Consider the following 13,216-nt stretch of genomic DNA (forward strand, 5'->3'; position numbering starts at 1 on the left):
AAGGGTAATACTCAAAGATCCGGAAAATAAATCAGGCAGATTGGTCAACAATCAAAAAGTCAAAATTGTAAAGTATGGCAAAGGGTTCTGCTGGGTTAACCCATCCGTACTCTGTTAAACAAAATCTCGAAAACCGGGGGGAGATCCCTGTAGTGTTGACGTATTTCTTCCCCCACTAAAGTAGGGGGATCCTGCTGAGGGGTCCTGAACAATATTTTTGTTTTCGTTTATTCAGGATGTGGCAAAATGGAAGGTCGTAAAAGTATTGGACGGATATCCTCGGGTATTGAAGAACTGGACTTAAAACTGGATGGGGGGTACCCTGAAGGTAAATCAATTTTCATTACCGGAGGCACTGGTACTGGAAAATCCATATTTGGAATTCATTTTCTTCACAGGGCCTGCAAGGATGGTAAGAAATGTGTGCTGATCGCCACCGAAGAGATTCCTGAAGACATTATAGAACAGTCTGAAATCCTTGGGCTCGGGCTTTCTCGTTATTATAAAAGCGGACAGCTCGTAATCGAGAAGGCTTTTCAGAGTCGGTCTGAAAAGGTGCAGACTTCAAAATTCGGTTTCACGCCGGAAGGTCTGGAAATAGAACTTCCTTCTCTTGCGGATTCCGTACATTCCGGCACGGAAGTCGTTGTCATTGATAATATAGGGGTATTCACCCTGCGCCTTTCGATTCAGGACTTCAGGGACCAGTTTGATGCCCTGAACTTTGTTCTTTCCAGTATGGGGAGCTGTACTGCTATGTTCGTGATGGATGAAACAGCGTGTAAGATGTCCAATAATATTGCTGAGTATTCTGTCGCAGGTTCGCTCCGACTTTCGGTAAGTGAAAACCCTTATACAGGAAATACCGAACGCTATCTGATAATTCCAAAAATGCGAAGGACAGAACTCAAACTGGAGTCGATTCGTTTTGAGATTACTCCTAAAGGGGTAAAGTTATTTTGAATATTTTTAGCCCTCTTCATTTTTTTTTCAGGATATTTTCCTAAATTTCTGCATTTTGAGATCTTTCTCAGTAAATCACTAATTTTTGAAAGTTAAATTATTTAAGCAATTACACCTATAACTCTTATGAATAATGTTTATATCAAAATTGAACAAATTTCTACTGTCCAGGCTGAAAAAGATGTGCTGTTAGTCAATTGAAATTTTAAAGTATAGTCCACTGCGGTCATAGTGCCAAACAATTTTCAGTATGTCATTTTGAAAAAATCTATGTAACTTGTGCCAATACCTGACTTTATAGAACAGATTTTTTAGCATATTTACAGTTGATTTTTAGATGAGGTCCAATGGATAAAATTGTGTATATTTAGGAGTGCGGAAATTGTTTGGCCGGGGAAAGGATCCGATAGGCGGGGAAGATATGGTTTCCATGGATGAGGTTTTATCTGAAGATATCATAGACGAAACTAAGGAAGTTGAATGTGAGAAATGGGATAAGGAAATCCCCATTGAACATATACTATATAAAAGTTCTAAGCCTCAAATCCAGGGAGAGGAGCCTGCTGGAGCTTCCTCTGGTTCGGAAGCAGAAGAGGTTACGGATTTTGATGCCGGAGAGCTAAGGGGGGAGGTCGAAGACAGTTCATCCTCTGTTCTCGCTGGGGTGGAGGTCCCTCCCCCCTCCTTTGAGATTGGGGACAAACCGGGCATCGAAGCCGGACCCGGGAAGGAAAGCCCCGGTCAGACTGATGAAACTCCGGTGGACAAAGAGAAAAAGCCCGCACAGAGGGAAGGCCGAAAAAAGAAAAAGCTTATGAATAATTTTCAGGATTTTTTGAATGAACTGAAAAATATTGAGGGCATGCAGGATAAAATCACCTTCATTAAAAAGAAATTTTTGGATGATGAACTGAGGACTCTTCCCCCATACGATCCCGAACTTGACGGCCCGCTGCTTGAATACGAAATTCCAGAAGGTTTCACTGAAGTAGAACGTTATTGGGTGGATGAGCCTTATGCTTTTATCAGCGTCATAGAAAACAGGGAAATGAAATATTATAATCTTGTGGAGCCGACTCTCACAGCATATGAAAAAACGGTTCTTGAAAAGGTCAGGGATAATCTGGAGGATACGCTGACCCAGGAAGATATGGGTTCCGGGATTAATAAGAACGCGGTTCTTATAAATAGGGCTATGCGTTTACTTGAACAGTATTACGAAACTCTTGATGTTCCTTCTCTTCATAAGGTGATTTATTTACTCCAGAGAAATTTCATAGGTTATGAACGAATAAACGGCCTCGTCCTCGACCCGGGCATTGAGGATATTTCCTGTTCGGGGATCGATATTCCTGTTTATCTCTACCACAGGGTACATAACAACATTGTAACAAACGTATCTTTCGGGGAAAAAGAACTGAATTCTCTCGTTGTCAAACTCTGCCAGCGCAGTGGGAAGCATATCTCCATAGGTGAGCCTATTGTGGACGCTACCCTTCCGAATGGTTCAAGAATGCAGGCAACCCTCGGAAAAGAGGTCACGACAAGGGGCAGTTCCTTTACAATCAGGAAGTTTAAGGGAGATCCCATAACTCCGATTGACCTGATCAACTACCAGACATGCAGTGTTGAGATGATGGCCTATTACTGGCTTGCAATTGAAAATAATATAAGTGTTCTTCTTGCAGGGGGGACCGCTTCTGGAAAGACCTCTCTTATGAATGCCATTTCTCTTTTCATCCCCGTACTTTCCAAGATTGTGTCCATCGAGGATACCCGGGAAATCATGCTTCATCATGATAACTGGATAGCCGGGGCCACTCGCAGGTCCTTTACCGTGGGAGGCACAGGCGAAGTTTCCATGTACGAGCTATTGAAAGCCGCCCTCAGACAGCGCCCTGAATACATCATTGTCGGAGAGGTCCGCGGTAAAGAAGCACTCACTCTTTTCCAGGCCATGTCTACAGGGCATACCACCTATTCCACTATGCATGCAAGTGATGTGCAGACCGTTGTAAACAGGCTGGAAAACGAACCCATCAACGTTCCGCATGTGATGATGCAGGCTCTTGGGGTTATCAGCATCCAGATGCAGACATATGTGGATGAGGTAAGGGTCAGGAGGACCAAGACCATTGTGGAAATCACAGGTCTGGACGCAAGGACAGGGAGTTTGAGGATCAATGAGTTCTATAAATGGGATCCCCTTAATGATGTTTTCAAACGTGCGGGCGACTCCTACGTGTTAAACGAGATCACGAGGGCAAGGGGATGGACTCCACAAAAACTTTTGCAGGAATTCCAGAACAGGGAGCAGATCCTTGCGTATATGGCCGGGAAGCAGATCCGGGACTATGTTAGCATTTCTCTTATAGTCCATCTCTACTCTACAAATCCCGGGCTTGTGATGGACTCGGTTGAGAACAATACCCTGGAAGACCTGATCTCGCACAGGGTTTGAAAATGGTGAAAGCATGAATGCTATCGATTCTTTTGCATTCCGGATCTTCGGGGGATTCCTCCTCAAGCACGAGGATAAATTTGCCCATTTTAAGGTCACACTTCGACAGGCTCAGACCCCGGTCCCTGTGCTCCATTTTGTTTCAACTTCCATTTTCTATTCCCTGCTTGCGGGATTTTTCGGAGGGGTCGGAGGACTTGTTGCAGGAAAGTTTCTTTTCAGGGGGGTTACTCCTGAACAAATTGTATCCTCTCTCCATGTGTCGAGCCGGGTTACGGGGCGTTTTGACACTCCCACTCTTATTTCGGAACATCTCCCGCTTCTTCTGGCTATAGTAGCAGGTTTGCTCCTCTTCTCACTGGTCGCTTCCCTTTCATGGGGCCTGATTATGATATTATCCTTCCATGAAGGCAGACAGCCGTAAGAGGGCTATCGATCAGGTTATGCCCCACGCAGTGGGCTATCTCTATGTCCTCAACCGGGGCGGGGGCATGACGATTTTTGAGATCATGAAGTCCTTGAGTGAGCGCCCACATCTCTACGGGACTACTGCCAGGGAGTTCGGGAATATCATCCGGGATATAGAATGTTTCGGAAAAGATCTTCAGCGCGCTCTCTGGGACGGGAGTGACAGGACCCCCTCCGAACAGCTGAGGGACTTTGTTGATGGCCTGATCTCAATAGTCTCAAGCGGAGGCGACGTCACCCTTTATCTTAATAATAAGATGGACCTGTACAAGAACAACGCCAATAAGGAGCATAAACGCTTCCTTGAAACACTGGCTCTTTTGGCAGAGGTTTATATCACCGTTTTTGTAGTGGGGCCGCTTTTCCTTATGACGGTCCTTGTGGTTATGAACCTCATGGATTCCGGAGGGGGCGGTGAAAGTAAACTCTATATGCTGGTCTACGGGGTGATTCCTTTCGGGACCCTGACCTTCTTAATCTTTCTGGACATGCTTACCGGAGATGCTGAAAAGATGCCTCCGGAAAAATTATCCCTTATAAGGCCTGATTCCTTCAGCGATGTCCGGGTAAAACCGCCTACGGAAAAAGACCTGGAATTAATCCGGAAAATCGATTTTCTTGAGAAGGTCAACAGGGTAAAAAACACTTTGATGCACCCGATTTCAGCAATGTTAAAGACCCCAAATTACGCCTTTATCGTAAGTGTTCCTCTTGCTCTGGGATATATGGTTTACGCTTTCCTGAAGAGCCGTCCTCTCGGATACGGCTTTATAGAAATCAGCTCCGTGCTTGACGATCACATATATTTCAGCCTTCTCTTCCTGCTGATCCCTTTCATCATTTTTCATGAACTTGAGATACGTAGAGTCAGCAGGATCGAGGACCAGGTCCCTGAGTTCTTGAAAAGGCTTGCCAGCATTAACGGGACAGGGATTTTGCTGGCCGATGCTCTTGCAATCACTGCCCAGTCAAATATGGGCATGCTTAAATCTGAACTGGTGCGCCTGGTTGAGGACCTGCGCTGGAACTCCAATCTGGTTGCTGCTCTGAAGCGTTTTGAGTCTCGCATCAGGACCAAACTTACCCGCCGCAGTATGTCCCTTATTGCCAGGGCAAGTGAATCAACCGGGAATATTCATCAGGTAATTAGCACTGTTGCGGAAGATGCCGATATCCAAAAACAGTTGAAAAAAGAGCGGGGCGCTGAGATGTTTATTTACGTCTTTATTATCTACATAACCTTTTTTGTCTTCCTGATCATCGTCTACGTGCTTGCGGCTTTTTTCCTGCCCGCGCTGAGTGGGGCCGGCAACTCTGCGATGTCCATGGGGGTTGATCTGGAAGAATATACCACGCTCTTTTTCCATGCTGCCATGCTTCAGGGCCTGGGCTCGGGGCTTGTAGCCGGGAAAATGGGAAGTGGAGTCCTCCCTTCAGGTTTCAAGCATTCCCTGATTATGATGACACTTTCCTATGTGCTCTTTGTCGTGTTCCTCTGATTTAGCCGGGTTTTCTGCTTTTCCGGCTAATTTCGGAGGGTTTCGTGCTTGACTTTAATTTCGCGCAGAGTGAAACCCGGTTAAATACCCGTCTGAGCTCCTATTCCTCAGGAGATCCCGTGCCTGACCTTTCGGGGGAGATCTGTCTCTATGTTGAAGGAACTCCTTCCCTTGTTGGTTTCGTAAGGGCTTATATCAAAGAATAACTGGAGGAAAGAGGCATATCCATACTTGAAGTCGAAAGCTTCGAAAAACGTTATGAATCCCAGGCCCTGCTCGTGAATGTCCGGGCCGGGGGGCTATACACTCCTTTTTATGCCAGGGTGGAACCGGAAGTCGTGTTTTTCTATACTTCGACGGGCTCGGATACTGAATATTTTGTAAAATATAAAAACGGCTCACAATCCGTTTCCTTTGTAAATAAAGGGCCGGAGGACGAAGGTTCTGATGGTGAAGGTTCGAAAGGAAGGGATAAACTGGTTTTTGGCGAACTGGAAATGCAGGATTCCACGAGGGGTCTCATCTCAAAAAAGGCCTACAGGAGATTCCTCGCCTGTGAAATTTCAAAAGGAGTTGCAGATAATCTTTATCAGACAGGCGGTTAATTCATCAAGAAAATTTTCTATAATTCCTATATATACTATTTGGTTCCCTGGTAAGGGCAAATACTTATTCAGTTTATTTTCTATTTTTTTTTTATATTTTTTAATATATTTTATTCCGATTCTTTATAAAAAAAACCAATAACTATATATTTCCACTTACTATATTTTGTACTGGATACGATGAAATCAAAAATAAGCCATTATTTCGCGTCAATGACCCTACTTTCAGGTTTTATTCTGGCGCTGATGGGTATTGGTTTTGCTCTATCTGTAAATCTTACAAGAAGATCCGACCCCGGAGAGATAGCCCTAACCTATACTTTCATTGGTTTCAGTTTATCCTTTATTCTTTTAGGCATAAACCTGATGATAATAAAGCCAAAAGAGTACCACCGCTATGCGGTGGGAGGAGGGTTTATCCTAAGCTGGGTCGGGATGGGAGCATTTTACCTGATTTATCCCGAGGGCTGGAAATATCCAAATGTCACTTTTGTGGCGGTTGCTTATACAACGGGGATCTGCCTGCTCGCGGGAAACGCCTTTGCAAACACGGTTTTATACCAGATTGAAGAGCGTGCAAGGCTGCTCTTACAGGAGAAAAGTGATAAAGAAAAAGGTCAAAATGAGGGAGACATTGATAAAGAGGTCCAGGAGGCCCTTGAAAGGTCCTTTTCACAGGACAGTGAATTTTCACATTTTAACCTGGGTATAAAAGATGAGGACTATGATTTTATCCTTGGAAAAGCTTTTACTGATTCCGAGGAGAAGAAAATCACCTATAAGGATGATATTTCAGAAGTCGAAAACCTGAAATACTCCCGGGGCGAAAACCTGGAAATTAATGATGATGAGCTTGCTTCAACATCAATGTTGCTTGCTCAGACTATAAACAATAATTCGTCTGTGAATTATTCGACTAATAAGAACAGTACACAGAAAAAAAGCATATTTGATTATATAATGAACATCTTCAAGAGGCACAAAAATGGCTAAAGGACTTGATGTAGGAACAATGAATATCATCTGCGCGGACAAAGGAGACGGTTCGATTTCTTTTGCACAGCAGAGAAATGCATTCCTTGAAATGGAATCTAACGACCTGACAAAGCACATGCTTGACAATTCAAAGGTGCTCTATACCCAGCGGGGAAACAACCTTAATGTGCTTGGTGAAGATGCTTTTAAGTTCTCCAACGTGTTCAACAAGCACATCAGGAGGCCCATGAAACAGGGGATCATCAGCCCTGATGAAAAGGAATCCATCCCTATAATTAAAGTAATCATCGAAAGGGTACTCGGAGCTCCTGAAAAGAAAGACGAGATACTCTATGTTTCAGTCCCTGCAAACCCGGTAGACAACCAGTTAAACGTACTTTACCACAGCAAGACCGTAGAAGCTCTTGCAAAAAAACTCGGTTACAAAACCTTTTCGATCGATGAAGGGCTTTCAGTTGTCTATTCCGAACTCAGTGATGCGAATTTCACGGGTGTGGGAATCAGTATTGGAGCTGGAATGACCAACGTGACCGTGGCATATATGGCAACCCCTATCGTCTCTTTCAGTATCGCCAGAGGTGGGGACTGGATTGATGAACAGGTGTCAGTCGCAACCGGTATGGCAAGGGAGCGGATTACTTCTATCAAGGAAACCGACTTCTCCTTTGGTCCGGAATACGAACTGGGAAGCGTCCAGGGTGCCCTCGCTGTTTACTATGACGCCCTCTTAACCTACGTCCTCCAGCACCTCAAGAGCAAACTCTCGGAGACCGCTCCCCCGGATGCCGATTTCCAGGTCGCAATTGCAGGTGGAAGCACCAGGGCAAAGGGCTTTGTGGATATGTTTGAGAAAAGGCTTTCTGAAACTGAACTGCCTATCAGGATCTCCGGTGTCAGGAAAAACAGATATGTTACTCCGTCCTCCAAGGATTCCAGAGACCCCCTCTACGCCATTGCAAGGGGATGCCTGATCGCAGCTCTTACAAAAGAGGCAAGCCTCTCCCCCGAGGCTCACGCCCCTACTGTAGTGGAAACCAGCACGAAAAAGTAAAAACCCTGCAAGCAGGAAACGCTTTTTCTGAGAAGGGTGGGTTCACCCTTCTTATACATCTTTTTTGGACTTTAGGTACTTCTGCTTATTTTTTTTGAACTGCTGGCCTTCAGGCTTGCCAGATTTTTCGAGGTTCGGATTGGGGATGTTTTTCTTTATGGAGAAAACGGGGGCTGAAGGTTTCCATTGCCCGGTCGGACAGAGGGTTTCCCATTGCCCGGTCAGGCTGAGAGAAATCCTTATTTTTACGGGACGGGCTTGTCATCTTTCTTATATCCCTTTTATGTATATTTCCTATTTTTGAGTCTATTTCGCCAAATCTGCCGAATGATCTGCCAAACCTTAACTAAGATTTGCTTTCCCGGCAGTAAGAACACAAGTGAATTTGATAATGAGGGTAAATATCAAAATCATATCAATCTCTCTGACGCCCACGGTATTCGGCAGGAATATATTTTGCCTCAGTAAGGGAATTTTACTCCAGTGTGCAGAGGCGCAGCATTCGGAAAAATCAAATTTAGTTTTTAAATAAATTAATAAGGCATGAGGTGAATAATTAAGATTGCAGGCATACGTGCTGGAAAATATATACTCAAACTGGAGGTATTTCATGATGCAGTCTTTTATAGTAGAACATTACCTTAGCAAAGAAATAGATGTGTATTGCGGTGGCCCGGATATATTCATAGGAAAGGTTGAAGCCTGTGCTGACAATGTCCTGACCCTCGGCAAAGAGGGAAAACTCACCCATATAGCAATTGATAAGATCATCGCTGTATGGGCTCATTAATCCCGGCAGTTCAGCAAAAGGAAAACTGCATACAAGAAGGGATTGGCCCAATTCCTTCTTGTATTTTTAAATAGTTTCACTCTTAAGTTAAATTTTTCTATTTTTGTTAACAAAGGCACTACCTGTAAATCTATTTTCAATGGGCCTCGATTTTTTTTACACAGTGGGTTTTACGGGGAATCTCCGGCCTTCCGGTGGCTTGCTGCGTGGGAGGCAATAAACTCCCGCATAAGTTTTGTTCCGAGCATTGCTGCCTGTCCTGAATCATATTCAGGGGCAATTTCCATAATATCGAAACCCATCGCGAAAGGGGCCAGGGTCCGGATAGCGGTTCGGACCTCTCTTGCGCTTAAACCGAAAGGCTCCGGAGTTCCGAGGCCCGGGGCAAAGGCGGGGTCCAGGGCGTCCATGTCCAGGGAGAGATAAATCTGGTTGCAGTCCAGGTATTCCAGAGCTTTTTTGAGGACTTCCACCATACCCATTGCCTCCACATCATCGGCGCTGAAGTATTTGAGTTTATTTTCCCGGGCAAAGCTCCATTCTTCTTCAGGTCCACTCCGGACCCCTATCGAGACCAGGTTTTCCGTGACCTCTGAGAGGATGTTCCGGGAGACACAGGCATGGTTGTTTTTAAATCCTCTGTACTCTTCCCTGAGGTCAAAGTGGGCGTCTAGGACCAGGACCCCGAAGTCTTCCCCTGCGGCTTCGGCGCAGGCCTTTACCGTGGCAAAAGTCAGGGAATGTTCCCCGCCCAGCATGATCGGGAGTTTCCCGTCCTGAAGGAGGCTTTTTGCATCCTCGTAGAGTTCTCCGAGGGTCTCGTCCACTGAGGCCGAGGTTTCCATGTTGCCTGCATCGTGGATGAGCAGGTCCACAAGGTCGATATCAAAGAAAGGGTTATAGCTCTCAAAATTCGCAGAAGCCTGGCGCATGGCATCCGGGGCCCACCTGCTCCCCGCACGGTAGGAGGAGGTATTGTCAAAAGGCACTCCAAAGATCACATAACGGGAAGTCTCGTAGTCCGCAAGGGCGTCAACAAAAGTATTCGGATAGAACATATCCTGATCTAACTGAAGTCCTGGTATAAAAAAACAGGGTAACAAACAGGGTAACAAACAGGGTGAAAAACAGGGTAAAAAACAGGGTCAAAAACGGGGTGAAAAGCGGGGTAAAAAGAGATGCTAAAAAAGGGAATTCAGGCGGTTTGCCTGAACACTTTTTCGGGTTCTTCCGCATCGGAGAAAGTTCCCGGTTTTTGAGGAATCTCACATCCTGATGTCGAGCTTGATCTTGCCAAGAGCGGTGATGTAGGAGATATCTTCACCCTCTTTGACCTTGCTCTTGAACTCTTCCGGGATTGGGATTTCGAAGGTCGAGAAGTCTCCCATGTCCATGAGCTGAGCGACATCTCCGATAACGGAGAGAATCTGTGCGCTCTTTCTTTCCACGATGGGCACGTAGATCTTGGTTGCAACGGATCCGATGTAGGAGCGCTTCTGGCCGTCAAAAAGCCCGATTACTTCGATTCTTGCCTTGGCAGCTCCGTGTTTTCCGGGTTTGGATTTGGTAATGCTCTTGATGATACATGCTTCATCATCGACGATTACGTATTTTCCTTCCTTGAGGTTCTTAACTTCTACTTGCTGTTTCATAATAATTCTCCCTGTTTTAATGAATTTTGTAAATTTGATCTATAAATGCCGACAGAATCGGTGAAAGCCCCGGGAAATTCCAGGAATCCTCCTTCTCCTGTGGTAAAATCGTGCTATTGTAACTCTGTTTAAAAGCCTGTATTATTCTCTATTCTGTATGATGTATGTATGCTTTTTAAAGCAAAAACCGCAAAGGGATTTTCCTTATGTGACCGGAGCCTTCAGAAAAGCTATCCTGCCGGTCAAAAACTAATACGATTAATTCATCTACACTATATAATGCTTATGCGAAAACCCGTCCTTTCGGGCTGGTTGAAGGAATATCTTTCCGAATTCCGGGTACAATTTCCCATTTTTTCTTTTCAATTTCCGGGATTCAGGATACCCAGCTTCCTTAATTTCTTTTCCAGAGGCACTCCCTTTTCATCCCAGGTCCTGAAATGATAGTATTCAGAAAGGGCAGCTTCAAATTCTGCCTTCGAAATACCTTTTTCTCTCTTCCCTCCATTTTCCTTTCCATCTTTCTTTTTCTCTTTCTTTTCTCCTCTCTCTTCCCTTCCTTCTTTTTCTCTCTCTTCTTCTCCACTTCCTTCAAACAGGCGGGCCGGAAGAGTATCATCTGCTCTGGAAAACCCTGCTTTAAGGTTGAAAATTCTCTCAAGGTTCCAGATCCTTTCCCCGGTTTTCAAAAGTTTAGCTCCCGAAATCTTTCGATCTGTGCCGGTCTGCAAAAGCCTCGAACACATCTCCTCGTTCAGGGCGAAAAACGCGAAAGGACAGAGGACGAGGGAATCAAGGACCGCTGTCAGGTTTTCAAAGACCTGCAAAATCCCGGTTTTTCCTTTCAGGCCAAGGCGGTCGAGCCCCAGGGGTTTTCCAAGCAGCTCCGGCCCCACCATGAAAGCGGTCCGGTAATCTCCGCCATGGGGGGAGGTCGCATAGGCAAGGGCCTGACCTCTGATCCCCCGCACGTCAAAGCCTGCAAGTTCGAGCCCTTTAACGTCCAGGCTCAGGCCCTCCGCTCCCAGCAGGCCCAGGTATCTGTGGCTGCCTTCCCCTGCTTCACTTTCCCCTTCCCCGATTTGCTTCAGCAGGGCCTCAAGCTTCGGAGCTTCGGGCTTTTTTCCTTCATATTCGAAATGGGCCCCGAGCACTGAACCTGTGGAAACAGGGTCAAGCCCGTAGTCCGTACAGAGCCTGCTTAAGCTGAGCACGGACTCGAAGTCCGGGTTTTCCGGGTTCAGCCCGAAAGCCCAGAGGGCATCGTAATCCGGAACCGGCTGCCTGCTTCCCTTAATCCTCTGTTTGCAGGCTATGGGACAGTTGAAACAGCCCTCTCCTTCGGGAGAATAATTTGCTTTAATCCACTCCCCGGAAAGCTTTTCCGCAAATTCCGATTCTCTCGCCCGGAAATTCCGGACGGGAAGGGCTTTCATGTAGTTCAGGAGCCTGACCAGCACCGGGGTCCCGTATTGGGCAAGCCCTTTGGAGAGCACGGGGTTTGCCTCAAGGAGTTTCAAAACCTTAGTTTCCGTTTCCCTGAATGCCACAGGGTCGGCAATTTCAGGCATCTCCGTCTTTCCCTTTACCACCACGGCCTTCAGTTTCTTGGAACCTGCCACAGCCCCGAGCCCTCCGCGTCCGAAATGGATGGAGTCGTTTACCAGGGAAGAGATGCGGACCAGTTTTTCTCCGGCCCGGCCTATGCAGACTACGCTTCCCAGGGGCACCAGGGCTTCTGTGCACTCTTCGGTGTTTTTACCCCAGAGGGCGGCAGCCGATTTGATTTCGGTTTTTATTTCATTTCCTTCTGCCTTCACTTCCACATACACCGGCTCTTTAGCCTTCCCGCTTATGATAAGCGCGTCAATCCCGGCCCACTTCAGTTCCTTTCCGAAAGTTCCGCCTGCATTGTAGCTAAAGACCGTGCCGGTCAGGGGAGACTTTGAAGTCAGGACAAAACGCCCTGCCATGGGGGCAAGTCCCGTGAGGGGGCCGGTCGTAAAGATAAGGGGGTTTTCCGGGGAAAGGGGGTCGGTATCGTGCTCCGTAAGCTCCGTAAGCAGCTTTACCCCGAGCCCTCTTCCCCCAAGGTAGTCTAAAAGTAGTTTCTCATCGGTCAAAGTTTCGTTAATCTGGCCTGAACCAAGGTCTATTATTATGGTTTTTCCTCTTCGGCAAGGCATGTGCTTTCTACCCCTTCGCTGATCCTTATTTTCATTCAATTTTTTGAAAAATACAGTTTTTAAAACAGCTGAACTCTATATAATACGAATTCCAAATAATAAGTGTATGACTCTGAGGAAACCCTATCTTATATCCGTTTATGCCCTTGTCCGAAACGATAATGGGGAGTACCTGCTTTTGAGGCGTTCAAAAAATTCGAGGACCCAGCCTGGCAAATGGGACCTGCCCGGAGGGAAGGTGGACCCTGGTGAGACTCTCGAAGAAGCTGTTACAAGGGAAGTCAGAGAAGAAACCGGGCTTTCTCTCGGATTACAGGAGATAGCCGGTGAGGTCTGCTTTGAGCTTCCGGCAAAAAGAGTAATCGCCGTAGTGTATGAAACCGAAGAACGTGCCTCTGAGGTGAGGCTCAGCCACGAACACGAGGACTTCAACTGGTTTCCGGCTTTACAGATTTCTGAAATGGAAGAACTCCCGGATTATTTCAGGAATTTTTTCAAGCAATATCTCAGGGAAAGTCTCAGGTCCACCGGGCTTTCCGCTTAAC

13 protein-coding genes are annotated in these 13,216 nt (G+C 46.2%); 10 read left to right on the plus strand and 3 right to left on the minus strand.

Features of this window, described 5'->3' with window-relative positions; genetic code table 11:
* The first annotated feature begins 246 nt into the window (after positions 1-246).
* From ACZ5QV_RS08905 to ACZ5QV_RS08945, 9 genes are all read left to right on the plus strand, one after another.
* Entirely contained in the window at positions 247-963 is a 717-nt protein-coding gene (locus ACZ5QV_RS08905) for an ATPase domain-containing protein (RefSeq protein ID WP_464599490.1), read from the plus strand.
* A gap of 862 nt (positions 964-1,825) precedes the next feature.
* Positions 1,826-3,424 carry a type II/IV secretion system ATPase subunit gene (locus ACZ5QV_RS08910; protein ID WP_464602074.1) on the plus strand — a complete coding sequence of 533 codons (1,599 nt, stop codon included), beginning with the start codon at positions 1,826-1,828 and terminating at the stop codon, positions 3,422-3,424.
* A gap of 13 nt (positions 3,425-3,437) precedes the next feature.
* Positions 3,438-3,848, plus strand: a complete 411-nt coding sequence (locus ACZ5QV_RS08915) for a hypothetical protein (RefSeq protein ID WP_464599491.1) — start codon at positions 3,438-3,440, stop codon at positions 3,846-3,848.
* 19 nt (positions 3,849-3,867) lie between these two features.
* Entirely contained in the window at positions 3,868-5,391 is a 1,524-nt protein-coding gene (locus ACZ5QV_RS08920) for a type II secretion system F family protein (protein ID WP_464599492.1), read from the plus strand.
* Positions 5,392-5,435: 44 nt separating this feature from the next.
* Positions 5,436-5,597: a hypothetical protein gene (locus tag ACZ5QV_RS08925; protein ID WP_464599493.1), complete on the plus strand. Its 162-nt coding sequence runs from the start codon at positions 5,436-5,438 to the stop codon at positions 5,595-5,597.
* 132 nt (positions 5,598-5,729) lie between these two features.
* Positions 5,730-5,996, plus strand: a complete 267-nt coding sequence (locus ACZ5QV_RS08930; RefSeq protein WP_464599494.1) for a hypothetical protein — start codon at positions 5,730-5,732, stop codon at positions 5,994-5,996.
* Between the two features lie 180 nt (positions 5,997-6,176).
* Positions 6,177-6,989 (plus strand): cell division protein CdpA domain-containing protein, encoded by an 813-nt coding sequence (locus ACZ5QV_RS08935; protein WP_464599495.1) that lies wholly within the window; start codon positions 6,177-6,179, stop codon positions 6,987-6,989.
* Positions 6,982-8,043 (plus strand): disk-shape morphogenesis protein volactin, encoded by a 1,062-nt coding sequence (locus ACZ5QV_RS08940; protein WP_464599496.1) that lies wholly within the window; start codon positions 6,982-6,984, stop codon positions 8,041-8,043. Before ACZ5QV_RS08935 ends, ACZ5QV_RS08940 begins: the two co-directional genes overlap by 8 nt.
* A gap of 613 nt (positions 8,044-8,656) precedes the next feature.
* Positions 8,657-8,833 carry an MM0924 family protein gene (locus ACZ5QV_RS08945; RefSeq protein WP_464602075.1) on the plus strand — a complete coding sequence of 59 codons (177 nt, stop codon included), beginning with the start codon at positions 8,657-8,659 and terminating at the stop codon, positions 8,831-8,833.
* Between the two features lie 170 nt (positions 8,834-9,003).
* On the opposite strand, the gene speB is transcribed toward ACZ5QV_RS08945, so the two are convergent.
* The 3 genes from speB to ACZ5QV_RS08960 all read right to left on the minus strand — a co-directional run bounded on the left by speB (position 9,004) and on the right by ACZ5QV_RS08960 (position 12,671).
* Positions 9,004-9,891: an agmatinase gene (gene speB, locus ACZ5QV_RS08950; RefSeq protein ID WP_464599497.1), complete on the minus strand. Its 888-nt coding sequence runs from the start codon at positions 9,889-9,891 to the stop codon at positions 9,004-9,006.
* A 207-nt stretch (positions 9,892-10,098) separates the two neighbouring features.
* Positions 10,099-10,485, minus strand: a complete 387-nt coding sequence (locus ACZ5QV_RS08955; protein ID WP_464599498.1) for a translation initiation factor IF-5A — start codon at positions 10,483-10,485, stop codon at positions 10,099-10,101.
* Positions 10,486-10,847: 362 nt separating this feature from the next.
* Positions 10,848-12,671: an aldehyde ferredoxin oxidoreductase family protein gene (locus ACZ5QV_RS08960; protein ID WP_464599499.1), complete on the minus strand. Its 1,824-nt coding sequence runs from the start codon at positions 12,669-12,671 to the stop codon at positions 10,848-10,850.
* Positions 12,672-12,777: 106 nt separating this feature from the next.
* Between ACZ5QV_RS08960 and ACZ5QV_RS08965 the strand changes: the two genes are divergently transcribed.
* Entirely contained in the window at positions 12,778-13,215 is a 438-nt protein-coding gene (locus ACZ5QV_RS08965) for an NUDIX domain-containing protein (protein WP_464599500.1), read from the plus strand.
* Position 13,216: the final 1 nt, after the last annotated feature.

Source organism: Methanosarcina baltica, assembly GCF_055394095.1.